General features: G+C 51.1%; 24 protein-coding genes and 1 pseudogene. 12 read left to right on the plus strand and 13 right to left on the minus strand.

Annotation, left to right across the window (positions count from 1 at the left end; genetic code table 11):
- The first annotated feature begins 534 nt into the window (after positions 1-534).
- A complete protein-coding gene (locus tag PsAD13_RS01015; protein ID WP_153039909.1) occupies positions 535-1,560 on the plus strand; it encodes a hypothetical protein in 1,026 nt (341 codons plus the stop codon).
- Positions 1,561-1,769: 209 nt separating this feature from the next.
- On the opposite strand, the gene ggt is transcribed toward PsAD13_RS01015, so the two are convergent.
- Positions 1,770-3,368 carry a gamma-glutamyltransferase gene (gene ggt, locus PsAD13_RS01020; RefSeq protein ID WP_063317054.1) on the minus strand — a complete coding sequence of 533 codons (1,599 nt, stop codon included), beginning with the start codon at positions 3,366-3,368 and terminating at the stop codon, positions 1,770-1,772.
- A gap of 115 nt (positions 3,369-3,483) precedes the next feature.
- Between ggt and PsAD13_RS01025 the strand changes: the two genes are divergently transcribed.
- The 3 genes from PsAD13_RS01025 (at position 3,484) to PsAD13_RS01035 (ending at position 5,438) form a co-directional block, all read left to right on the plus strand.
- Positions 3,484-3,915 carry a heme-binding protein gene (locus PsAD13_RS01025; protein WP_057464711.1) on the plus strand — a complete coding sequence of 144 codons (432 nt, stop codon included), beginning with the start codon at positions 3,484-3,486 and terminating at the stop codon, positions 3,913-3,915.
- Between the two features lie 84 nt (positions 3,916-3,999).
- Positions 4,000-4,632 carry an HAD family phosphatase gene (locus tag PsAD13_RS01030; RefSeq protein WP_063317055.1) on the plus strand — a complete coding sequence of 211 codons (633 nt, stop codon included), beginning with the start codon at positions 4,000-4,002 and terminating at the stop codon, positions 4,630-4,632.
- Between the two features lie 101 nt (positions 4,633-4,733).
- Complete coding sequence (locus PsAD13_RS01035) at positions 4,734-5,438, plus strand: isoprenylcysteine carboxylmethyltransferase family protein (RefSeq protein ID WP_208980650.1); 705 nt, start codon at positions 4,734-4,736, stop codon at positions 5,436-5,438.
- A gap of 53 nt (positions 5,439-5,491) precedes the next feature.
- Here the strand turns inward: PsAD13_RS01035 and phaR are convergent, their stop codons facing one another.
- Positions 5,492-6,109 carry a polyhydroxyalkanoate synthesis repressor PhaR gene (gene phaR / locus PsAD13_RS01040; protein ID WP_063286140.1) on the minus strand — a complete coding sequence of 206 codons (618 nt, stop codon included), beginning with the start codon at positions 6,107-6,109 and terminating at the stop codon, positions 5,492-5,494.
- 351 nt (positions 6,110-6,460) lie between these two features.
- Here phaR and PsAD13_RS01045 point away from each other — a divergent pair, with 351 nt between their 5' ends.
- From PsAD13_RS01045 to PsAD13_RS01055, 3 genes are all read left to right on the plus strand, one after another.
- Positions 6,461-7,645 carry an acetyl-CoA C-acetyltransferase gene (locus PsAD13_RS01045; RefSeq protein ID WP_063286141.1) on the plus strand — a complete coding sequence of 395 codons (1,185 nt, stop codon included), beginning with the start codon at positions 6,461-6,463 and terminating at the stop codon, positions 7,643-7,645.
- Positions 7,646-7,814: 169 nt separating this feature from the next.
- Entirely contained in the window at positions 7,815-8,543 is a 729-nt protein-coding gene (gene phbB, locus PsAD13_RS01050; protein ID WP_057464706.1) for an acetoacetyl-CoA reductase, read from the plus strand.
- Between the two features lie 209 nt (positions 8,544-8,752).
- Positions 8,753-10,558 carry a carboxylesterase family protein gene (locus tag PsAD13_RS01055; RefSeq protein ID WP_084404608.1) on the plus strand — a complete coding sequence of 602 codons (1,806 nt, stop codon included), beginning with the start codon at positions 8,753-8,755 and terminating at the stop codon, positions 10,556-10,558.
- 156 nt (positions 10,559-10,714) lie between these two features.
- Here the strand turns inward: PsAD13_RS01055 and rpmF are convergent, their stop codons facing one another.
- From rpmF to PsAD13_RS01070, 3 genes are all read right to left on the minus strand, one after another.
- Complete coding sequence (gene rpmF / locus PsAD13_RS01060; protein ID WP_057464705.1) at positions 10,715-10,900, minus strand: 50S ribosomal protein L32; 186 nt, start codon at positions 10,898-10,900, stop codon at positions 10,715-10,717.
- 140 nt (positions 10,901-11,040) lie between these two features.
- Positions 11,041-11,757, minus strand: a complete 717-nt coding sequence (gene mtgA / locus PsAD13_RS01065) for a monofunctional biosynthetic peptidoglycan transglycosylase (RefSeq protein WP_063317057.1) — start codon at positions 11,755-11,757, stop codon at positions 11,041-11,043.
- Entirely contained in the window at positions 11,754-12,698 is a 945-nt protein-coding gene (locus tag PsAD13_RS01070) for a hydrogen peroxide-inducible genes activator (protein WP_063317058.1), read from the minus strand. Before PsAD13_RS01070 ends, mtgA begins: the two co-directional genes overlap by 4 nt.
- Positions 12,699-12,944: 246 nt before the next feature.
- On the opposite strand from PsAD13_RS01070, the gene PsAD13_RS01075 reads away from it, so the two are divergent.
- Entirely contained in the window at positions 12,945-13,496 is a 552-nt protein-coding gene (locus PsAD13_RS01075) for a peroxiredoxin (RefSeq protein WP_057464703.1), read from the plus strand.
- A 273-nt stretch (positions 13,497-13,769) separates the two neighbouring features.
- Positions 13,770-14,312, plus strand: a complete 543-nt coding sequence (locus PsAD13_RS01080) for a carboxymuconolactone decarboxylase family protein (RefSeq protein WP_057464702.1) — start codon at positions 13,770-13,772, stop codon at positions 14,310-14,312.
- Positions 14,313-14,554: 242 nt separating this feature from the next.
- On the opposite strand, the gene PsAD13_RS01085 is transcribed toward PsAD13_RS01080, so the two are convergent.
- From PsAD13_RS01085 to PsAD13_RS01095, 3 genes are all read right to left on the minus strand, one after another.
- Positions 14,555-14,914 (minus strand): NINE protein, encoded by a 360-nt coding sequence (locus PsAD13_RS01085; RefSeq protein WP_057464701.1) that lies wholly within the window; start codon positions 14,912-14,914, stop codon positions 14,555-14,557.
- Between the two features lie 149 nt (positions 14,915-15,063).
- Positions 15,064-15,426, minus strand: a complete 363-nt coding sequence (locus PsAD13_RS01090; protein ID WP_208986359.1) for an NINE protein — start codon at positions 15,424-15,426, stop codon at positions 15,064-15,066.
- 128 nt (positions 15,427-15,554) lie between these two features.
- Complete coding sequence (locus PsAD13_RS01095; protein ID WP_063317060.1) at positions 15,555-16,796, minus strand: cyclopropane-fatty-acyl-phospholipid synthase family protein; 1,242 nt, start codon at positions 16,794-16,796, stop codon at positions 15,555-15,557.
- Positions 16,797-17,120: 324 nt separating this feature from the next.
- On the opposite strand from PsAD13_RS01095, the gene PsAD13_RS01100 reads away from it, so the two are divergent.
- Positions 17,121-18,002: a polyprenyl synthetase family protein gene (locus PsAD13_RS01100; RefSeq protein ID WP_244275097.1), complete on the plus strand. Its 882-nt coding sequence runs from the start codon at positions 17,121-17,123 to the stop codon at positions 18,000-18,002.
- Here PsAD13_RS01100 and PsAD13_RS01105 read toward each other — a convergent pair.
- A pseudogene (locus tag PsAD13_RS01105) lies at positions 17,999-18,550 on the minus strand (cysteine hydrolase family protein). The gene PsAD13_RS01100 and the pseudogene PsAD13_RS01105 overlap by 4 nt on opposite strands.
- Positions 18,551-18,709: 159 nt before the next feature.
- Here PsAD13_RS01105 and PsAD13_RS01110 point away from each other — a divergent pair.
- Complete coding sequence (locus tag PsAD13_RS01110; RefSeq protein WP_057464696.1) at positions 18,710-18,922, plus strand: hypothetical protein; 213 nt, start codon at positions 18,710-18,712, stop codon at positions 18,920-18,922.
- Positions 18,923-18,926: 4 nt separating this feature from the next.
- Here the strand turns inward: PsAD13_RS01110 and PsAD13_RS01115 are convergent, their stop codons facing one another.
- From PsAD13_RS01115 to PsAD13_RS01130, 4 genes are read right to left on the minus strand one after another with little or no spacing between them, the layout of a single operon-like run.
- Complete coding sequence (locus PsAD13_RS01115) at positions 18,927-19,400, minus strand: YbaK/EbsC family protein (protein ID WP_057464695.1); 474 nt, start codon at positions 19,398-19,400, stop codon at positions 18,927-18,929.
- Between the two features lie 28 nt (positions 19,401-19,428).
- Positions 19,429-20,103, minus strand: a complete 675-nt coding sequence (locus tag PsAD13_RS01120) for a dienelactone hydrolase family protein (protein ID WP_208986362.1) — start codon at positions 20,101-20,103, stop codon at positions 19,429-19,431.
- Positions 20,100-20,534: a hypothetical protein gene (locus tag PsAD13_RS01125; protein WP_063317062.1), complete on the minus strand. Its 435-nt coding sequence runs from the start codon at positions 20,532-20,534 to the stop codon at positions 20,100-20,102. The genes PsAD13_RS01120 and PsAD13_RS01125 overlap by 4 nt, the downstream gene beginning before the upstream one ends.
- A 37-nt stretch (positions 20,535-20,571) precedes the next feature.
- Positions 20,572-21,213 carry a DNA-3-methyladenine glycosylase gene (locus PsAD13_RS01130; RefSeq protein ID WP_063317063.1) on the minus strand — a complete coding sequence of 214 codons (642 nt, stop codon included), beginning with the start codon at positions 21,211-21,213 and terminating at the stop codon, positions 20,572-20,574.
- Between the two features lie 72 nt (positions 21,214-21,285).
- On the opposite strand from PsAD13_RS01130, the gene gluQRS reads away from it, so the two are divergent.
- Positions 21,286-22,143: a tRNA glutamyl-Q(34) synthetase GluQRS gene (gene gluQRS, locus PsAD13_RS01135; RefSeq protein WP_063317064.1), complete on the plus strand. Its 858-nt coding sequence runs from the start codon at positions 21,286-21,288 to the stop codon at positions 22,141-22,143.
- Position 22,144 lies beyond the last annotated feature (1 nt).

Raw genomic sequence — 22,144 nt, forward strand, 5'->3', positions numbered from 1 at the left:
TACTCCACAAAACAGCAATTGCTAAGTACTTAACCCGATAGCGGTACCCACACACTAAATCACCTTAATATATCTCACCTGAAACATAAATTAGATTAATTAATTCAAGCAATTGACTCCAGATAACGATTGCAGCCATCAACACCACCTATTTACTATTAGATTCAGATTTTATTATTTTATGAGGGCAATATGTTTAATCCTGCAGATAACCTAAAATCTGGAGACAAAGCTCGTCTTTTTCCGGTTCTTTCTGAAAATTCCAAAGAAGGACGAGCACTATCTATTCTTCTTTCATGCCTTCAAAACATACCTGAGTTTGGGCAAGCAATGCTGGCTGACCTTGGTATACGGATTGGTGCTCGCACGAAGATTGAGACTTACACTGAAGTCGTTTTTTCCGACGCAAAAAACGAGAGTAGACTTAGACCAGACGGGCTGATCGTCGTCAAAACTGGTTCTAAAATCTGGACGGCTCTGGTAGAGGCCAAGATCGGCAACGCTGATCTGGATGCTTCACAAATCGAGAGCTATATGGACATTGCGAAAGCCAACAAGATCGATGCGGTAATAACAATTTCCAACCAGTTTGCTCCGTTACCATCTCACCATCCGCTCACTGTTTCAGCCGCAACCAGAAAGAAAGCTGAACTTTATCATTGGTCATGGATGTATGTACTCACAGAAGCTTCATTGCTACTCCAAGGCGATATGATTGAAGATCTTGAGCGAAGGATTATCATCAACGAGTTTGTGCGTTTCCTTACTCATACCAGCGCTGGAATTAAAAGCTTCACGCAAATGCCTGCTGCATGGACAACAATTGTCTCAGCAGTCCAAGCAGGCGGAGCAATTTCTCAAAACTCAGAGGATGCAAAAGAAGTCATCGGAGCTTGGCACCAAGAAGCCAGAGACTTGAGTTTGATCTTAAGTCGGCAACTTGGTCGCGATGTGAATATTAAGACAACAAGAGCCCACGCTATTGATCACCAAGCACGGATTAAATCTGATATTCAGAATCTCTCTGTTGAAATGCGTTTGGAAACCACGCTTTCTGTTCCTAACGCCGCAGCCCCAGTAGAGATTTGCGCCGATCTTCAGACGAAATCCATCAGTGTTTATATGCGCCTAAAAGCACCTGAAGACAAAAAATCGACGAAAGCACGTACAAACTGGCTGCTCAGACAATTGCAATCAGCTGAACCGGCAAATCTACACATTCGTCATTTCTGGCCCGGTCGCGGGCCATATGCTCAGCACTCTCTCGCTGACCTGAGGCAAGACCCAAGCCTCGCATTCACAGAAAAACCAAACGCAATTGCCTCCAGTTTTGAGGTGGTGATGGTCTGTGACCTTAGCGGCAAATTTGCCCAACGGAAAAACTTTATCAGCGAGCTGGAAAGAATAGTTCCTGAGTTTTATGAGCAAGCCGGACAGAACCTCAAAGCTTGGCAACCACCAGCGCCGCGATTGAAAGAGAATAAAACAGAAGCAGACAATGTTAGCCCTCAAGCACTCGCTGAAGCTGCCGATAGCGCAGAATTTGAAACGACAGAATAGACCATTAAGCAGTTAAAACGCTTAGCTAACTTCTGGTTCAAAAAAGCCACCTCCGTCTGGATCCCGCATCAAGTGCGGGAAGGCGGCGGTGGGTGACTAGCTTTTGCTCCGCGAAGACCTAAGCCTCACTGACAATGAAACACCAGCACCCAGAGCGACACCAACCAGCCACTCTGGATACCCATCACAGCCAGCAAAACACCAGCACCTTAGTAGCCCAGTGCGCAGCCGTCTTTGCGTGGGTCAGAGCCGCCAATCAGACCGCCGCCGTTGGCTCGGTCAAACATGATCGCCTGTCCACCGCCGATTGGGGAAGTCACAATGGACACCTCATGGCCTAAAGCTTGCAGTGTTTCAACCGTCTCCGCTGAGACACTGGTTTCAGCTTGCAAAGACAAGGACTTCTCGTCGATGAACATACGTGGGCAATCAATGGCTTCCTGCATGTTCATACCGTAGTCCAGATGGTTGGAAAGCACATGGGCATGGCCACACGGCTGGTATCCACCGCCCATCACACCAAAGCTCATATAAGGCAGACCGTCCTTTAGAACCATCGCCGGAATGATAGTGTGCATTGGCCGCTTGCCGCCAGCAATCTGGTTTGGATGCCCCTCTTCCAACGTGAAGCACGCCCCACGGTTTTGCAAAAGCACACCGGATTTCGGTGTCGCGATACCAGACCCGAAGCCGTGATAAATGGAGTTGATGAGCGAAATGGCCAGACCATCCTCATCAACCACACTCAGATAAACCGTATCAGACTTCGGTGAGAGCACCTCTTCCGACTGCCTCGGCAACACAGCATCCGTGCGGATCAACTTGGCAAGACCGTCGATGTAGTCGCTATCCAGAAACGCCTGCGGGTCAAACTCCATCGCCTCTGGATCAGCAAGAAAACGATCACGGCCAGAATACGCAATCTTGGCAATCTCCATCTCCAGATGGAACCGCTCTGGCCCCATTGGGTCCAGATCAGCCCAGTCAAACCGCTTCATCAGCTCCAGCATGATAAGAGCTACAATGCCCTGCCCGTTAGGTGGCAATTCAGCAACCGTCACACCGCGATAGTCCGTGGTGACTGGCGTCAGATCAACGGCCTCATGCGCGGCCAGATCGTCCGCTGTCAGGTATCCACCCTTCGCCTGCACTACTGTTGCAATCTCTTCAGCAATCGGGCCGTTGTAGAACGCATCCGCTCCACTCTTTGCAACAGCTTCCAGTGTCTCAGCCAAGGGAAGGTTACGCATCATTTCGCCAACAACAGGCGCACGACCATCCTTCAAAAACAGCTCAGATGCACCTTCATCACGCTTGAGAAAGTCAACAGCACCTTTCCAGTCCGCAGCCACACGCGGGCAGACTGAATGCCCGTCACGCGCATAACCAATCGCCCGTTTCAGAACCTTGTCGAATGAAAACCGTCCATGGTCTTTGAGCAGCTTCTCCCACCCGCGCAAGGCGCCCGGAACAGTCACGGCGTGAATTGAATCCACGGCAACATCAAGCAAACCATCCGCTATCAGCTTATCTGCACTCACATTTTCAGCAGCGCGCCCAGATGAATTCATGCCCGAGAGCGTCCCATCCGGCTGCGCAACAATTGCAAAGCAGTCGCCGCCAATGCCCGTCATATGCGGTTCAACAACAGAATGAACAGCCATAGCGGCCACAGCAGCATCAACGGCAGTGCCGCCCTCTCGCAAAATTTCGAGCGCTGCATTGGTTGCTAATGGATGGGATGTCGCTGCCATTGCATGTGGTGCATAAACAGCGGAGCGACCCGGAACCTGAAAATCTCTAAACACGAAAAATCCCTCTTTGTAATTACCAGTGAATCTCCGGTCCCCTAACGAAGAATTCCCCGCATCATCATCCTCTGCTAAAACAGGGTGATTCAGCAAAACCTATCAGGAAATACTTATGGTGCAATTCAATCTTGATCACGCCCGGACAATCATCTCAGCAGCACAGGCTAAAGGAAGCGAGCTTGGCCTCAAACCGCTCACCGTCGCTGTGCTGGATGCAGGCGGCCACCTCGTCGCGCTCGAACGTCAGGATGGCTCATCAATATTGCGCCCACAAATCGCAATGGGCAAAGCCTATGGCGCCGTAGCAGTTGGTGCAGGTTCCCGCTGGCTCAACGACAACGCCCAAAGCCGCCCTCACTTTGTGCAGGCCCTCAACGGCGTTGCAGGCGGTGGCATTGTCCCGGTTCCGGGCGGCGTTCTGGTCCGCAACACTGACGGCGAAATTCTAGGCGCAGTCGGCATCACCGGTGACACATCCGAAAACGACGAAGCTTCAGCCATTGCAGGCATTGAAGCAGCAGGTTTCACGGCTGACGCAGGCTGACACAACTTTACCGCAGTTGCTGGACTATATTGCGCCAAGCAACTGCACCACTATCACGGTTCACTTCATTTCAGATTGGTACCCATGCCTATTCGCTTTGTTATTTTTGATATGGACAACGTCCTTTACGATTATGACCACCCCTACCGTCTGAATGTCCTCGCTGACATGACCGGCAAACCAGCCGAAGAGATCGATCATATCGTCTTTAAGGGACCAGAAGAAAACGCTGCCGAAGCCGGCACGCCGCACACTGCAGCAGAATACCTCTCGCAGTATCAACGACTTCTGGGCCATCCTATTTCACGTGAAACGTGGGTCAAAATTCGCCGGGACATGATGACCGAATGGCCGGACATGCTCTCCCATGTAGAAGCAATCAAACAAAACCACGAAGTCGCCCTGCTCACCAACAACGGCATGATGCTGAAAGACGCGCTCTATGAAGTCGCTCCGGCACTTGAGCCAATCTTTGGTGACCGCGGCCATGCCTCCGCTGAATTCGGAACCCGCAAACCAGACCCGAACATCTACCTGACAGTCTGTGAGAAGTACGGCTTCCAACCAGAAGAATCCCTGTTCGTGGATGACCGCCTCGACAATGTGGAAGGTGCCCGCGAAGCAGGCCTGACCGCTTACCAGTTCACCACAGAACCAGCATTCGCCAGTTACATTCGCACACTGGGACTGATCAATGAGCAGGTTCCGGCGAATTAGAAACATCCCACTAACCGGATATTCAGCAGACCAGCAATCTGTTCGCCTCAAAGACGGTTTCTCTCCGTAAACTTGTGCAATTGCAACACACGCAAGTTGAGATGGAGAGAAGTCTGTACCTACGTCTGACCATAAGCTCAGCGATGCTGGCGGTCTTCATCGCACTCGCCATCTTGCCATCCATCGCTTTCGCAGGATCATCACTGGCATGGCCGCGGGGCTTGATGATTGTGGCACTGGTTTACTTCGCGCAAGTCGGCGTAGGCTTATGGCTCGCCCGCATAAATCCCTGGTTGTTCAAAGAACGCACCTCGTTCCCCTCCAAGGCCCTGAAGGGAGACAAACGCGCCACTCTCATTCTGTTCGGAGTGATCTTCGTCTACTTCCTGCTCGCTGCTCTGGACGCTCACCTCTGGCATATCCTGCCTCAAACGGGAGACGTGAAACCAATCCTCAGAGGCCTGTTCCTCTTCCTGTGCGGTGTCATTCTCATCGTCTGGACCTTCAGCAAAAGCCCCTTCGCCAAGCCAACACCTCAAATAGACCTGAGCGAGCAGCAATGCGTTGAAAGCTGCGGACCGTACGCACTGGTCCGCCACCCCATGTATCTCGGTCTCATGTTCTGCATCGCAGGCCTTTCCATGATACTGGGCTCAAAACTCTTCGCCTTCCTCGCAATCCCGCTCATCATCCTCGGCTTCCTGCCGCTGATGAGAACTGAAGAAAAAACCCTCACCAGCAACTGCGAAGGTTACACAACCTATACTGAGAAGGTCCCTTGCCGCTTATTCCCGTGGATCTATTAAAAAAGCCGAAGGCATCCCTCCGGCTTCCATAACTCAGCAGCAATGTGCGTGTATCAGGCGTCTTTTTTGGCTGCTGCCAAAGCTGCGATCTGCTTTTGCATTTCTGCAAGCTGCTCTTTCAGGTCGGAAATATCGCCGCTGCTGGCCTGCGTTTCTGCAGGTTTAGGCGCAGCTTCCTTTTCAGGCGCCTGAGCTTGCCCCGGCATATCCGCAGGGTTTGCCCCATCAAACGGCAGGAACATCTTCATCGCGCGGTCAAACATATCTGCATTGCGCTTCACCTGATCTTCCAGAACCTCAAAGGCAGAGGAGCCAAAGTTCTGGTTCATCTGGCTGCGCAGCTTCTCTTGCTCTCGTGTAAGAGAGGACATGGAGAATTCCAGATAGCTTGGCACGAGGTTTTGCATGCTGTCACCGTAAAACCGGATCAGCTGGCGCAGGAAGGTAATTGGAAGAAGGTTCTGCCCCTTGCTTTCCTGCTCAAAGATAATCTGCGTCAGAACAGTCCGGGTGATGTCATCACCGGATTTGGCGTCAATGACGACGAAGTCATCTTCATCCTTCACCATCACCGCAAGATCCTCGAGAGTCACATAGGTGCTGGTTCCAGTATTGTAGAGCCGCCGGTTGGCGTACTTCTTGATGATAGTGGCTTCGTTTGTCTTAGCCATCAGATTTGAGTACCTCAATGCGCTATTATGGCTGATCTGGAACACTATCCCAATTTGCTCCGGCCAGCTCCCCCCTGATCCCATATTTTTTACATACGAGATTAACTAGTAAGCCGCAGAGTAAGCTAAATCCCACCTTTCACGCTAGCGGTTTCATTGGTCTACTATGGTCTTAATTGGAATTATCGAATTCATCTGGCTTTCCCCCCTACAAATTGAATAGTCTGCCCATTAGGTATTCTACGAGTTCGAAGGATCTCTTATGCTGCATTGCACCAGCATGGCTGCCCGCCCTGGTGATTTGCGTGCGAATAAGAAGTCCCGCATTGCACAAATATTGGAGAATTGCACATGACCTCGCCTAATGATGTTGTAATTGTAAGCGCGACACGTACCCCAATCGGATCCTTCAACGGGTCCTACGCCAACACCCCAGCTCAAGACCTCGGCACCGCGGTTATCAAGTCAGCACTTGATCAGGCGAAAGTAGAAGCAAACGACGTCAACGAAGTTATCTTCGGCCACGTGCTCACTTCTGGTCTCGGTCAGAACCCGGCACGTCAGGCAGCGATCAACGCTGGCATGGCAGATGATTCGACCGCTATCGTCATCAACCAGGTTTGCGGGTCAGGCCTGCGCGCTGTCGCTATGGGCATGCAGCAGATCCAGTCTGGCGATGCAGATATCATCGTTGCAGGCGGTCAGGAAAACATGACCCTGTCCCCACACTGCCAGAGCTTGCGTGCCGGCGTGAAAATGGGCGACTACTCCATGACTGACACCATGCTGAAGGACGGTCTGATTGATGCGTTCCAAGGCTATCACATGGGTATCACTGCAGAAAACATCGCAGAAAAGTACCAGATCACCCGTGAAGCTCAGGACGAGTTCGCTGTCTCCTCTCAGAACAAAGCAGAAGCTGCTCTGAAAGCTGGCAAGTTCAAAGACGAAATCACTCCAATCACCGTAAAAGAGCGCAGAACTGAGCGCGTGGTGGAAGATGATGAATTCATCCGCATGGGTGCTGAAATCTCCGCAATGCAGAAACTGCGCCCGGCATTCAAAAAAGAAGGCACCGTAACCGCAGCCAACGCATCCGGCATCAACGATGGTGCAGCAGCTCTTGTTTTGATGAGCGCAGACGCTGCTGAAAAGCGTGGCCTGAAACCGTTGGCAACCATCAAGTCATGGGCAACTGCTGGTGTTGATCCTGCATACATGGGTCTTGGCCCAATCCCTGCTTCCAAAAAAGCACTCGAAAAAGCTGGCTGGGCTATTGATGACCTCGATCTCATCGAAGCAAACGAAGCCTTCGCAGCGCAGGCTCTTGCCGTTGGTCAGGAACTGGGAATCGACTCAGACAAGCTCAACGTCAACGGCGGCGCAATCGCTCTTGGCCACCCAATCGGTGCATCCGGCGCACGTGTACTTGTAACACTTCTGCATGAAATGAAGCGCGAAGAGAAGAAAAAAGGCCTGGCAACCCTATGCATTGGTGGAGGTATGGGTATCGCACTGTGTGTTGAGAGAAAATAACCTCAACATTGGTAGTAATGTCACCTAATTGGAATAATTGAGCTTTATGGTCCCTGCGTAAAGTTCAAGTCAATTCCCTAACTAATGACGGAGTTGTCTTTGCTCCGTCATTATTATTACCTGTAGTAGTGGGTTCCAATATTTTATTCCTAAGGCGGGGAGTATATCGATGAGCAGGGTAGCAATTGTAACCGGAGGAACGCGTGGCATCGGCGCAGCGATTTCCAAAGGATTGAAGGATGCAGGATACACAGTTGCCGCAACATATGCAGGCAACACGGAAGCGGCTGATAAATTCAGCGCAGAAACCGGCATCAGTGTTTACAAATGGGATGTAGCGGACCCTAAGGCCTGTGAAGCAGGTATTGCTCAAGTGGCAGAAGAGCTCGGCCCGGTCGAAGTTCTCGTAAACAACGCGGGCATCACCCGCGATGGCTGGTTCCACAAGATGGATTATGACCAGTGGACCGCCGTGATGAAAACTAATCTCGACTCAATGTTCACAATGAGCCGCCCGGTTCTGGATGGCATGCGCGAGCGTGGTATTGGCCGCATCATCAACATTTCTTCCATCAATGGACAGAAAGGCCAGATCGGCCAGACCAACTACTCCGCAGCAAAAGCAGGCGTGATCGGCTTCACAAAAGCACTGGCGCAGGAAACAGCGCGCAAGGGCATCACCGTGAACTGCATCTGCCCAGGCTATATCGACACTGACATGGTCGCTGCTGTCCCTGAGAAGGTTCTGGAAGGCATCATCGGCCAGATCCCGGTGGGTCGTCTCGGTAAGGCAGAAGAGATCGCAGGCATGGTCTGCTACCTCGCCTCCACAGCCGCAGCCTTCGTCACCGGCTCCGTCATGACCATCAACGGCGCTCAATACGTCGCAAACGGTTAATACGCAGAACAGCCGACACCGTAAGCTTCAAAGCCGCAGTTCAACCAGCTGCGGCTTTTTGCTGCCATGCCACATTATCAATATTGATAATTCATTGTTTCCTGAATGCTACCAAAGCTCGCAAGTTTTCCTTTGTAGATTCAACCAGATATTCCGCCTCTCAGTTTCATACTTGCTTCGTCAATCTCAAAATGAAGTGAGACAAAGCAATGAAACCTCTACACCTCGCCGCCGCCACACTAATCGGCCTCGGATGCAGCGCATTATCCATGAGTGCAGCAGCAGATGAATACTGTGTGCCTTTCGAGAATGGCGGTTCAATCTGTGGCGTAACCTCGGAAAAAGACTCCTACAGCCTCTTCAAAGGCATCGAGTACGCCACGCAAAAGCGCTGGGACCCCTCAACAATCGTATCAAACTACGATCCCAAAACTCCGGCAAGCGAGTTTGGAAAGTCTTGTATTCAGATGGGATATGACTCGAGCAAAGATCCTGATCAAAGCGAAGATTGTTTATTCCTGAACATCTGGACGCCTAAAACAGAAAACGTCTCTAAACAAGGCCTGCCAGTAATGGTGTTCATTCATGGCGGCGCATTCATTGCTGGCAAAAGCAACGACATGTACCCACCAGAAAAGAACGAATTCCTGCTTTACGACGGAGCAACGTTCGCCGCTGAACAGGATGTCATCCTCGTCACCTTCAATTACCGCTTAGGTGCTCTGGGCTTCATGCAACTAAGTTTCTCTGATCAAGGTGAAGTTCCAGTTGGTGGCAATTATGGCCTTCAAGACCAAATGACTGCACTTCAATGGGTACAAGACAATATCAAAAAATTTGGTGGAGACCCTGACAAGGTGACACTCTTTGGAGAAAGTGCTGGCGCAATGTCCGCCGGGCTTCACCTGTGGGGCACCTCAAAAACTCAAGATCTTTTCAACGCTGTGATTATGGAAAGTAACCCGATAGGTTACCGCTACCGCAACAACGAGGATGGTGCCAAGCAGGCAAAAATGTTCCTCGGCTGTCTGGCTGCTATTAAAAAAAAGATAAAAATAAACATGGACTGCAACTTAATTTGGGCTGAGCAGAGTGCAGACCTAAGTGACTACACCTTAGATGACATCAGCAAAGCGCAAACGCTATACGCGAAGTACAACTTCAGCCACCTGGATCTTAGCGGCATAGTCGGATTACCTGGCGCGCTTCCATTCACGCCGATAATCGACGGCAAGTTCCTGACGCAACAACCAGCAGACCAATTAAGAACCGGCAGTACAAAACCACTCATTTTTGGTTTCAATCAGAACGAAGGCATCTATTTTGCTCAAAAAGCTGAGCCACTAACCAAAATTATTTTTTATCAAAACCTTGTCAAGAATCTGTTCAACTGTGCTTCAGTCAAAGACAAGGATTGTACTGAAACAATCCTCGGAACTGCGGAGTACAGTCCAAAAACCGTTTTCACCCAAGAGCAAAGAAGGGGCCTAGCAAACGATAAGGTAACAGCCCTCTCAAACCTCATAAATGACTTTGCATTTTCCTGCGCGAACATGGACGTGAAGCCCAAATCAGATCAGACAAACATCTGGGCCTATTTCTTCAACCAACCAGATCAAGTTCAGATTTTACCGGGCTCAGGCAGCAATGCATGCGGTCCGCAAAACCAGTGGGACAACTCGTGCCATGCTGCTGAGCTTCCTTTCGTCTTCAACTCCCTGCCCCCAGCAACCTCCGATGCAAACCAGAAGCTGGCAATGACCATGAACACAGCATGGGCCACATTTGCCAAAAACTTCGACACAACAGGGCCGGGACAAGATTGGAAAAAATGGCAAGCCCCCAGTGCAAGCTCTCAAGAGCTACCGCTCCTGAATATTCTAAATGACAATGACAGCCCTTTATCAGAAAATATCTTCGAAACAAGAAACTGCAAAAATTGGCTCGGACAATGGCGCCCCAGAACACTTGACTACAACGCCGCAATGCAGGTTTTCCGCGAGAATATCAAATAACTGCATTAGATCACCGGCCGCAAGCAAAAACCGCCTCTCTGCGGGGCGGTTTTAGTCTGGTTACTGCCTGTGTTTATCCTACCCGACACCGCAAAAAGAAAAAGCCGCCCCGAGGGACGGCCTTTTCAAAATCAACTCGCGCTGATCGCTTCAGACTTAAGCGTCGTCTTTAGCCTGAAGGATCTGACGACCCCGGTACATACCACTCTTCAGGTCAACATGGTGCGGGCGACGAAGTTCGCCGGAATCCTTGTCTTCCACGTAAGCTGGTTGTGCCAGAGCATCAGTAGAACGGCGAAAGCCGCGCTTCATACGCGATACTTTTTTCTTAGGAACAGCCATTGTAGCTCTCTCTCTCGTCACATGCGCACGCGCCACTCAAGCGCGGCGTTAACGTGCGAAATACACAATCTCTCAGATTGGCGGGGGTTATACAGGCAAACAGAAGGATTTGCCAGTCCTTATACGAAAATAATTTCGCACTACCTCTCCGGCGCCGAAATACAGTTAAGCACTTCGCCGGCCACCTGAGCTCGGCTACGGTTTATACCGGCAAGCCTGCGATGTCCAGAGCTAGGTTTTGCGGGATTCCTGGCAATTGGGTTTGGGAGCGCTGTAGCCAGCAAAGAGGCCTGAGTCGCAGAAAGTTTTGCAGCACTTTTCCCAAAGAAAGTTCGCGATGCAGCTTCCACTCCAAAGATCCCCGGACCCCACTCCGCAACGTTCAGATAGATCTCCAAAACCCGCCGTTTCGACAGCACCGTATCGATGAGCATCGCCAGAGGAACCTCCAGCACTTTGCGCAGATAATCCCTGTCATTCCAGAGGAACAGGTTCTTCGCAAGCTGCATGGTGATGGTGCTCGCCCCTCGAGGGCGCTTGCCTTCAAACAACTTCCAGGCCTGCCCACGCACAGCAGGCCAGTCGACACCGCCATGAGTGCAGAAGGTAGCATCCTCGGAGACAACCACAGAACTTTGTAAATTAATGGAAATTTCTTCCATAGGCACCCATTCACGCCAAACGGGTTGACCAGTCACAACGCGAAACAGCATCAAACTGGAATAAGGAGGAACCACAGAATACAGCAGGGTCAGCACCACCGGCAAAGCCACAAGCACCCCGAGTGTGCGCAACACCCAACGCCTGATCCTGCGCTTTAATGGCTCTGGTTTCTCCTTTGAACGCGCTTTTTTCAAGCACTCTTCTCCGATACATCTTGAGGAACCGAGACGTCTCTTTGAGTTTCAACCATAAAGCGTTCCAGAGCCTTGCAAAGTAATTTTGCATTTCCTTCAAAAGAAGATTTACGCCTCCAGACCATTCCAATCGTCCGGCGCGCATTCTTGTCGGCAATCTTGATCAGCTTCAAAGAGGTCCCGCGGTCGATATCTGCATCTACTGCAATACGTGGCACCAAAGTGACGCCGATGCCGTTATCCACCATTTGCACAAGTGTTGATAAAGATGTGGCTTGTACATCTTCATTTGCCGTCAGCATGCGCCCTCCCGTCGCGGCAAGCACATGGTTTCGCAAACAGTGCCCATCTTCCAGCAGCAGCAGCACCTCATCCGCAAGATCTTCCATCCTCACTTCATGGACTTCAGCCAGCGCATGCGCACTCGGCACGGCCAGATAAAAAGCGTCGCTTCCGATCTCAGCAGATTCAAACCCCGTCGTGTCATAGGGCAGCGCCATCAGCGCCGCATCAATCCGCCCTTCCCGCAAAGCAATTATCAAATTACGCGACAGATCTTCACGAAGGAACAATTGCAACTCAGGATAAAGCTCCCTGAGCTGCGGCAGAAAGCGTGGTAGCAAGAATGGCGCAACGGATGGAATCACCCCCAACCGGAACCGGCCACACAACGGCTTGTTCTGTGCACGAGCCCCCTGCACAAGGTCCTCTGCATCACGCAACAGCAAAGATGCCCTCTCAAGCACCTTCTCTCCCGCTTCAGTCAGAACGAGCGTGCGACCAGAGCGGTCCAGCAGCTCACACCCAAGAATGCCTTCCAACTGCTTGATCGAGGCAGAAAGCGTTGATTGTGTGATGAAACAAGCCTCTGCCGCCTTCGAAAAAGACAGGTGTTTGGCCAGCGATTTGAAGTACTGAAGCTGTTTTAATGTGGGTAACATTGTGCGACCAGATGACACAGATCAAAGCTCATAGATTAGAATTTCTCTAAGTTTTGGCGGAATTTGGCCAATCCCGAGACAACTTAGCATGCCCATCGAAAAAATCGATGGACTTCTTCGTTATTATCGTTTTGACCGATCAAATCAAGAGTTGCATAAAGACCCCAACGAAGACGTATTTTCTAAGTCTTCATGAGAATCACTAATCGACGCGCTCTGGCGTCATTCCATATTTAGGAGAGTACCATGCTCGGTATCGGCGAAAAGCTTCCAGAATTTGAAGTAGTTGGCGTAAAGCCTGGTTTCAACAACCACGAAGAAAACGGTGAAAGCGCATTTGAAGCAATCACTGAAAAAAGCTTTGAAGGTAAGTGGAAAGTAATCTTCTTCTACCCAAAGGACTTCACTTTCGTATGCCCAACCGAAATCGCTGAATTCGCTCGCCTTGCAAGTGAGTTTGAAGACCGTGACGCAGTTGTACTCGGTGGTTCTTCCGACAACGAATTCTGTAAGCTGGCATGGCGCCGTGACCACGCAGACCTCGACAAGCTGCCAATCTGGGCATTCGCTGACACCAACGGTTCCCTGATCGATGGCCTTGGCGTTCGTTCCCCAGACGGCGTTGCATACCGCTACACCTTCGTTGTCGACAACGAAAACACCATCCAGCACATCTACGCAACCAACCTGAACGTTGGCCGTAACCCGAAAGACACCCTGCGTGTTCTCGACGCTCTGCAGACCGACGAACTCTGCCCATGTAACCGTGAAGTTGGCGGCGACGTAATCGCAGCTTAATGCGTATTCCCGAAAAGTGGTTCCGGTTTTCGGGTAAGAATACGACAAAAAACAAAGACTTAGAGCTTGATGTCTGAATGCACATGAAGGCATCAAGCTCTAAGTCTGGAACAATCAGGACCGGAGCACATAAAACGAAAAATCGCAGGCTCCGGTCTTTTTAGCGTACTTCCGAAAACAATAAAAATCAGGTTTCGGAAGAGTTTGCGCACCAAAAACTAAAAACCATCACTTTGCACGTGGCCCATTGCCAAAATCATTAGGAGAAACATCATGTCCATCGATTCCTTGAAATCCCGCCTTGGTGACTTTGCTAAGGACGTTCGTTTGAATCTTGGCTCTATGGGAACTGATGAATCTCTGACTGCTCAACAAAAATACGGCCTGATCGTCGCTTGCGCCATCGCCACCCGCAATGCAGACGTGAAGAAGGCCCTGATTGCAGAAGCTGCTCCGCACCTGTCCGCAGAAGCGATGAGCGCCGCCAAAGCTGCTGTATCAATCATGAGCATGAACAACATCTACTACCGCTTCGTACACCTCTCCTCAAATGAGCAGTACGGAACCATGCCTGCCAAATTGCGCATGAACGTGATTGGCAAGCCGGGCGTAGACAAAGTTGATTTTGAATTGTGGTCGCTTGCTGTATCCGCCATCAACGGCTGTGGCATGTGCATTGATAGCCACGAAGCTATCCTGCGCAAGGCTGGTGTAACTGCCGAGATGGTGCAAACAGCTGTTCGTTTCGCATCAATCATCCAATCTGCTGCTGTCGCCCTTGAAGCATCAGAACTGGAATTGGAAGCAGCTGAATAACCACAAGCGCCTCTCTATAGGGTTTCGCCCTGTTTAATCCCCTCCCAGGATTATTCGTGCCCCGAATAACAGGCGATACCTAAACTGGCTCCAAGAGCTAAGCCGAAGCCCCCCAGCTTCGGCTTTTTCTTTGTCGTGAGCCTACAACGTATCTCCGAAAAGTGGAAACCTGTTTTCGGATAAAGATACGCAAAAACAAAGACTAAAGCAGATCAGGTGTTTCAATTTAAATGCGAGCTGCTTTAGCGAACCTCATCAGGGATGGAAGGTGTATTGAACACCCCCACTAGGATGATCAGCAAATCAACCAGCGCCCACGCGGAAACAATCATTCCCAACCCCAAAGCTCCACTAACAACAACCAGCATCCCGTTTGGATCCAACGTCTCCATCCGGTTCAGACCGCTCACAATCAGAAAACCCGTGACCAAAGAAAGAACGAGCATCACCGCTCCACTCAGCGGCTTACCAAGGTAAAACCGATGCAGCCCCAAGCCGCCCAGAAAGAGCGACAGGATCACTGTCACCACAGCAGATTTGTGCGGGTTCTTGAGATAAAAGAAACCTCTGTTACCAGAAGAATTGGCGGTTTGATCGCTCATGACTACGACCTCCGGTGAGCTTCAATCACACTCAGAGGCTGACACGCATTATCGATCAAGACACCTCCCGATATTTAAGGCATCTAACTAGGGGCTATGAATTCATCCTAGGCAATCGTGAAAGGGCCAAGCCTTAGCAACACTCTGCCCTAAAAACTCTCGCGAACGAGCAATACAATCAGCACGATCAGATCGATAAACACCCAGATGTTTGCGATCATCGCCATACCGATGGCAACACCGAAGCCGATCCACTCGCCTGTCGTCAGATCAGCAATCAAATTATGCCCCTCCAATCCCATGAGTAACGGGATCAGGATCAAAACTGCTGTAATATTCAGGCAGTTGATGACAACGGCACTGCCGAGCTTACGCAGGTAAAACCGATGCGCTGCGAACTGACCAAGCAACAGCGCAAACAAAACGGCATAGGCTGTCGACTTACCCGGTTCGGAAAAATTGAAAATGCCCTCTCGCCGCCTTTGCGAGGGCAATGTAATATCATCAAACACCAACGACCTGCTTTCACCCATGCATTCAAAACATCGGGAAAGTAGCCAATGATTTCACTGGGCGTCAATGATCCACCCTAACAAACCCCGGAACTAATTCCGGAGTCCTCTCTTTAGCGCAGAGCAGTTTATGCCGTTTTTCTGCGATCATCACGATGAGAAATCATCGCTTGCTCATTGTCACCAATGAAGTCACGGATGATCGGCACGGCATCCCGTTCTTTAGACAGGATCAACTGGAACACCATGAGCCGCCCGTGCAGGAAGTTCATTTCGCAGCCTGACAGATAGAACTCCCACATTTTGCAGAAGCGCTCGTCATACAACTCTTTGATCTTGTCTCGGTTACGCTCGAAATTAAGGCGCCAGTCTCTCAGGGTGTAATAGTAGTGCAGCCGTAAGATCTCGTTATCACAGACCCAAAGACCCGTTTTCTCAATATCGGCAAAGGTCTCTGAAAGAGCAGGACAATACCCGCCTGGGAAGATATACTTGCTCAGGAATGGGCCAGTCACACCCGGAGGTCCACTGCGACCAATCGAGTGAATGACAGCATAGCCATCCTGCTTCAGACAGTCTCTGACCTTGGCAAAGTAAGCACCCAGATTGCCGTGGCCAACATGCTCCATCATGCCGACAGAAACAACGCGGTCAAACTCACCTTCAAACTCGTTGTAGTCCAGACAGACAAAATCAACCTTGCCTTCAAGACCGGCAGCTTTCACCCGCTCTTCAGCAATTTTGATCTGCTCGGTAGAAACGTTGAGAGAGGTCACCTGCGCACCAGTCTGCGCCATGCGAATGGCCAGAGAACCCCAACCACCGCCAATTTCAAGCACTGACATACCTGGCTTTAGGTCCAGCTTGGCAACCAGATGATCCAGCTTAGCCTGTTGGGCTTCTTCAAGCGTATCTTCAGGCGTCCGGTAATAAGCACAACTATAATTGAGCCCGTCATCCAAAAACAGCCGATACAAATCCGTCGACAGATCGTAGTGATGACGCACCTGCGCTTTGTTTTTCTTCAGGTTCAGGCCAAGTCGCCGCCGCGTATGGCCGTCTTTCATGAAGGTTAGAATTCGTTGAATAGGATGTTCTGTAAGCAGGCCGTCATTCGCCATGAACACAGCAACCAGATCATTCAAAGTGTGACCCGGTTCCATGGTGATCAAGCCATCCATATAGGCTTCGGCTGCTTTCAGTTCAGGATCAATCAGAAGTGTGTAGGGAAGCTTCTGACTGTGAAAACGCAATGCAGCGGAGGGGCCGCCTTCATCGCTACCAAAAACATGCTTTTTGTCTTTGGCGTCAAAAATTACAAGTTGCCCTTTCTGGACAAAACTCGACAAAATCTTCGAAAGTGCACGCATTTCTATTCCCCCTATCATCTCTTATAGCTGACTTACTAGGGCGCCTTATTGCGAGGCTCTTATTATATGACCTTAGGTAACTTTAGATTTAACCTAAAGAAAAAAACAGCCACAAGGCAACTCCGCAGGAAATCTCATCCGAATATTTACGGGGCGAAAATCCGCAGGAACCTTACGGTAACACGCCATTTCACTTGACGTTGGGCTGTTTTCGGGACAAACGATCAACGTGCTATCTGTCGATTAGGTAAGCACTTTCAAATCTGTTGTATTTTAATTGCTCGTTTGGGATGGGGTTCTGTGTCTGTTGCTTTAAAATCGGTCATCACCGAAACCGCTCAGTCTCTTGAAGAAAAGCTCACCTCTCTTTTAGGGGAGACAGTTCGTTCTGAGGAGTTGGCCCGCCCCGAACGCTTGTTGGAAGCGATGAACTACGCAGCGCTGTCCGGCGGCAAACGCCTGCGCCCGGTTCTCATGGTGGAAGCTGCACGCTTATTCGGTCACGAGGATGAAGGCACGCTTGTAGCCGCATCAGCACTGGAATGCATTCACTGCTACTCCCTCGTCCATGACGACCTGCCTGCAATGGATGATGACGATGTGCGTCGTGGCCGTCCAACAACCCATAAGGCATTTGACGAAGCAACGGCGATCCTTGCAGGGGATGCACTGCTCACGATCGCATTTGATTTCATTGCTGATGAGCAGGTGCATCCTGACCCGGCCATCCGTCTGCGATTGTCTCGGGAACTCGCCCGTGCATCCGGCATTGGCGGTATGGCAGGCGGCCAGATGCTCGATCTGGCCTCTGAACATCGCGACAGAACAGAAGCTGAGATCCGTCAGCTACAGGCGATGAAGACCGGCGCCCTCATTCGTTATGCATGCCGTGCAGGCGCAATGCTCGCAAATGCCACAGAAGACGACATTGCTCGTCTCACCCGTTTTGGCGAAATCATCGGTCTGGCGTTCCAGCTGGCAGATGACCTGCTGGACTTAACTGGCGATGCAGAAGTGGTCGGCAAGGCAACGGGCAAAGATGCAGAAGCTGGCAAGGCCACCCTCGTCAGTCTGCTGGGTGAAAACCACACCCGTCAAGAGCTCTCACGCTTAATTGCAGAAGCAGATGAACTGCTGGAGCCATACGGCGCAAAGGCCAACACCTTGAAGACGCTGGCCCGTTACATCGCAGATCGCGAAAGTTAAGCCGTCACTGCCTGCGCAAATTCAACATCAACCTCTGGAAGGGCGGTAATGCTGCCCTCATACCCACGAAGATAAATCAGCGTGTTGTTGTGATGCGCTCTGATTTGCTGTCCAGTAGCGTGCTCTTTGTCGTGCGTGGTGTGCGCATCATTCACCAGTCGCAGGTTAAACCCAAGCGAAGCCGCACGGCGGAACGTGGTATCTACGCAAAACTCTGAAGCAAACCCGCAGATCGTCAGATCCGTAATGCCGCGCTCATCCAACAACTCTTTCAGATTGGTTTTGTAGAAGGAATCCGGTGCAGTTTTCCGCACCTTCAAATCACTGTCCGTTACAACAAGATCATCCGGCAATTCCCATCCCTCAGAACCATAAGCCAATTGATGGTTTGCCCGTTCATGCTAAACAACGATAACTGGTATGCCTGCTTCACGAGCTTTTGCGCTCAGTCTGTTGATACGGGCAATCGTTTCATCCCGCTCAAAAGGGTGCGGCTCCACATCAAATAAGTATTTCTGGACATCAATAATAATCAGCGCGGTGCTCATCGTACCCTCATTTATTGGAGGAACAGGTCTGTCCTTCTTCCCCTAAAAATACGCCCATGAATTAGTCATAAGCAATTGTAATCAATAAATATTTTCTTTGACCTTTGTAACCATCAAACAGATAGTTGGTCCTGAAGCAGGTAGACAGGAGGTCGTTACATGGATCATGAAATGATGATGGAAGGCTTCGCTCTTTGGCAAGTTGTCATTATGATCGTCTGGATACTGGTTGTTGTCATTCCAATCGCCAGAATCCTGAACCGTCTCGGCTTTTCAAGGATCTGGACCATTCTGGCTTTCATTCCCCTGGTCAACCTGATCTTCCTCTGGATCCTAGCCTACGTTCATTGGCCAGTCGAAGACAGAATGTAGCCTGCTACTTCACACAGATGACCTGATGGTCTCCCAAAATGTCCGGCAAATTTCCGGGCATCATGAACACTGCACTCGGCGTTCCGGCAGCAGCCCACACTTCATCAAAGCTCAACAGATCTTCATCCACGAAAACCGTCAGTTCCTGCTTATGTCCCAGTGGTGGAATGCCACCAATCGAGAACCCGGTAACGTTTCTGACGAACTTGGCATCAGGCCGCCCGATCGGCCCACCAACGACTGTAGAAATGGCGTCTTCGTTGACGCGATTGGTCCCACTTGCCAGCACCAAAATAGCTTCCTCGGTATCCAGTTTCTGAAAAACAAGGGATTTGACGATCTGTTCCTGAGCGCAGCCCAACGCCTGTGCAGCCTCTGCAGCAGAACGTGAAGACTCCGGCAGCTCAACCACTTTCAACCCAAGCCCACGATCATCCAAAAAACTCTGAAATTGCTTTGCACGCTTACTTTGCAACATATAACCCCTCCTCCGGCCTGTGCTTCCTTTAGATAGTGGTTGGCGCTAAAATTCCAAACCGCTCTTTTAGGAACCGGAGCGCCAATGCCTGTGCCTCGCTATTGATGGAGTGATCCAGCCCCGCCAGATCATGCGCTTCCACATCAAACCCTGCATTCTCCAGCGCCGTTTGAGCAGTCCCAAGATACGCCGCCGCCACCACATCATCCTCACTGCCATGCAGAAGCATCACTGGAGGCCGCACCACCATCTGCTCCACCAGATGCTCAGGTCCACCCAAAACACCGGAGAAACTCAGCAGGCCTGCCGCCTCTGAAAAACGCCGAGGTCCAACATGCAAAGCAACCATAGCACCCTGCGAAAAGCCACCCAGCACCATGTCACGCTCCAGCAGACCATAATGCTCCAGCTCGGCATCCAGCACCCGGTTGATCAACGGCGCAGCGGCCTGCACACCAATCCAGATTTCCCGCGCATCAAACTCAGTGGCCGCAAACCACTGCCGCCCCTCAACCCAATGTGCGCATGGCTCTGGCCCATTCAGGCAAACAACTGCAGTCTCTGGCAGCTCGTCGCGCAAGGCACGCGCCGTCGGCTCCATGTCCCCAGCATCACCGCCATACCCATGCAGCAACACCAGCAGTTTGCGCACCGGTGCATGGCTCGGCTCCAAGCGGATGCACTCAAGCTCGTGCATACTCATTCAGCTTCTTTCATCGTCATATGACCAGCAAGATCCTGAAGCAGACCATCCTTCAAAAGGACATTCATCATCGCACCATCATAATAGCGCTCTTCAACGACCTTGCCATCATCCCAGCGCTGCCAGCACAAACCGTCAATCTGCTGCAACACACCAGCACCATCTACAAACTGGCTGAGATTGCGGAAGGCGCATAAACCACGCGTCTCATCAATCACAACATCTTCAATCTTGCCAATGATGGATTGCGCTGCAGAAATAAACGGCTCTTGCTTGGCACGGCCTTCGGCAGCGCCATCCGCAAACAGCACATCATTGGCATACATCTGCACAGAGGACGCAAAGAATGCATCAAACGCTTCAAGCGGCTTCCCATCGCAAAGCAATTCAACCTGTGCGTCCACAGCACTCACAAAACCTTTGGATTCCATCAAGCAGCTCCCCATTTCATGATTGGCTCAGCCCTCTTCAAACTGGCAGGGTCTCGCGTCCTTCTTTCATCACGCGATAATAAGACCAGAACAATCGCGCCGCAGTTCCACGATGAGGAGACCATGCCTCAGTAATTTCGACAAGCACCTTTCCCTTGGGGCGCACTTCCAGATCAAACGCATGCTGTACAGCCGCCTGCAAAGCCACGTCTCCAACCGGAAACACATCCGGATGCCCAGCGCAAAACAGCAGGAAGATATCCGCAGACCAAGGGCCGATGCCCTTAATCTCACAAAGCCGCTTGTGTGCTACCTCACCCGGCCAGTCCACCGCCTCGTTCAAACACAAACCAGCCTTCAGCTCTTCTGCAATGGCCTTCAAAGTTCGCAATTTGGCATTGGAAAGCCCAACACCCAACAGATCCTCATCGCTTTTGGAAAGCAGTACATCCGGCTCAAATGGCACCACCAGTGCCTCCAACCTTGCCCAGATGCTCGCCGCAGCCGCTACAGAAAGCAACTGCGCCACCACGATATTACAGAGCCCAGCAAAATCAGCTGAGCGCCTGCGCAAAGGCACCTCACCTGCAACATCAGCAACGCGAACAAGCCGTTCATCCAACAGCACAAGAGACGCGAGCTCCCGCTCAATATCCTCAAGCGTATTTATAGATCTCAACGCCCCCTCCTCAAGCAAGCAAAGATGCTCTAATAACAAGCTGTCCATATTCCAAGTAGAACCATTTCGCAAATGAACTCGCCTGTCTATCGCTTTGCCCCTTCACCCAACGGCCACCTCCATCTCGGCCATGCCTATTCGGCCATCCTCAATGATGAAGCTGCAAAGCAAAACGGCGGAAAGTTCCTACTGCGCATCGAAGATATCGACACAGTCCGTTGCACCCCGCAACTGCAAGAAGATATGCTGGAAGACCTGAAATGGCTGGGCCTGCACTGGGAAACGCCAGTTCGCAGGCAATCAGAGCATTTCAGCGAGTACGCCAAGGCACTCGCACAGCTGGAAGCAATGGGCCTTGTCTACAAAGCCTACCTCACCCGCGCCCAGATCAAACGCTTCGTCGCAGAGCAGGATGCATCGGACACGCCATGGCCACAAGACCCTGACGGCGCCCCACTTTACCCCGGAGACAGCAGCGTTCTCTCTGAACAAGAACAAAAAGCCCTTCAGAACTCAGATGCGCCCTACGCCCTGCGCCTCAACATGGCTAAAGCCATTGAGTTAGCGGGAACATCTCTTACTTGGAACGAAGCACATCACGGAAAAATTCAGGCCAACCCGGCAGCCTGGGGAGATGTCGTCCTTGCCCGCAAAGACACCCCAACCAGCTATCACCTCTCAGTAGTCGTAGATGATGCTCTACAAGGCATCACCCACATTCTGCGCGGCAAAGACCTCTACCATGCCACCAGCGTCCACCGCCTGCTGCAAACTCTATTGGACTTGCCAGAACCGCACTACGAACACCACGACCTCATTCTCGACAAAACAGGCCGCAAACTCGCTAAATCCGCCAAGGACACTTCCCTTCGCGAACTAAGAGCAAGTGGTGTCACTCCTGAGCAAATCAGAGAGAGGTTGGGTCTGTAGC

This window comes from Pseudovibrio sp. Ad13, assembly GCF_001623225.1.
In the GTDB taxonomy this organism is placed as follows: Bacteria; Pseudomonadota; Alphaproteobacteria; order Rhizobiales; family Stappiaceae; genus Pseudovibrio.

Coding starts and splice junctions, on each gene's coding strand:
- PsAD13_RS01085 (WP_057464701.1), bottom strand. CDS start 14,914: ATGAGCGATCAAACCGCCAATTCTTCTGGTAACAGAGGTTTCTTTTAT.
- PsAD13_RS01080 (WP_057464702.1), top strand. CDS start 13,770: ATGTCCATCGATTCCTTGAAATCCCGCCTTGGTGACTTTGCTAAGGAC.
- PsAD13_RS01095 (WP_063317060.1), bottom strand. CDS start 16,796: ATGCGTGCACTTTCGAAGATTTTGTCGAGTTTTGTCCAGAAAGGGCAA.
- PsAD13_RS01035 (WP_208980650.1), top strand. CDS start 4,734: ATGGAGAGAAGTCTGTACCTACGTCTGACCATAAGCTCAGCGATGCTG.
- gluQRS (WP_063317064.1), top strand. CDS start 21,286: ATGAACTCGCCTGTCTATCGCTTTGCCCCTTCACCCAACGGCCACCTC.
- PsAD13_RS01030 (WP_063317055.1), top strand. CDS start 4,000: ATGCCTATTCGCTTTGTTATTTTTGATATGGACAACGTCCTTTACGAT.
- PsAD13_RS01125 (WP_063317062.1), bottom strand. CDS start 20,534: ATGGAATCCAAAGGTTTTGTGAGTGCTGTGGACGCACAGGTTGAATTG.
- PsAD13_RS01015 (WP_153039909.1), top strand. CDS start 535: ATGGACATTGCGAAAGCCAACAAGATCGATGCGGTAATAACAATTTCC.
- PsAD13_RS01075 (WP_057464703.1), top strand. CDS start 12,945: ATGCTCGGTATCGGCGAAAAGCTTCCAGAATTTGAAGTAGTTGGCGTA.
- PsAD13_RS01115 (WP_057464695.1), bottom strand. CDS start 19,400: ATGTTGCAAAGTAAGCGTGCAAAGCAATTTCAGAGTTTTTTGGATGAT.
- PsAD13_RS01110 (WP_057464696.1), top strand. CDS start 18,710: ATGGATCATGAAATGATGATGGAAGGCTTCGCTCTTTGGCAAGTTGTC.
- PsAD13_RS01120 (WP_208986362.1), bottom strand. CDS start 20,103: ATGAGTATGCACGAGCTTGAGTGCATCCGCTTGGAGCCGAGCCATGCA.
- PsAD13_RS01055 (WP_084404608.1), top strand. CDS start 8,753: ATGAAACCTCTACACCTCGCCGCCGCCACACTAATCGGCCTCGGATGC.
- phbB (WP_057464706.1), top strand. CDS start 7,815: ATGAGCAGGGTAGCAATTGTAACCGGAGGAACGCGTGGCATCGGCGCA.
- PsAD13_RS01045 (WP_063286141.1), top strand. CDS start 6,461: ATGACCTCGCCTAATGATGTTGTAATTGTAAGCGCGACACGTACCCCA.
- phaR (WP_063286140.1), bottom strand. CDS start 6,109: ATGGCTAAGACAAACGAAGCCACTATCATCAAGAAGTACGCCAACCGG.
- PsAD13_RS01025 (WP_057464711.1), top strand. CDS start 3,484: ATGGTGCAATTCAATCTTGATCACGCCCGGACAATCATCTCAGCAGCA.
- PsAD13_RS01070 (WP_063317058.1), bottom strand. CDS start 12,698: ATGTTACCCACATTAAAACAGCTTCAGTACTTCAAATCGCTGGCCAAA.
- rpmF (WP_057464705.1), bottom strand. CDS start 10,900: ATGGCTGTTCCTAAGAAAAAAGTATCGCGTATGAAGCGCGGCTTTCGC.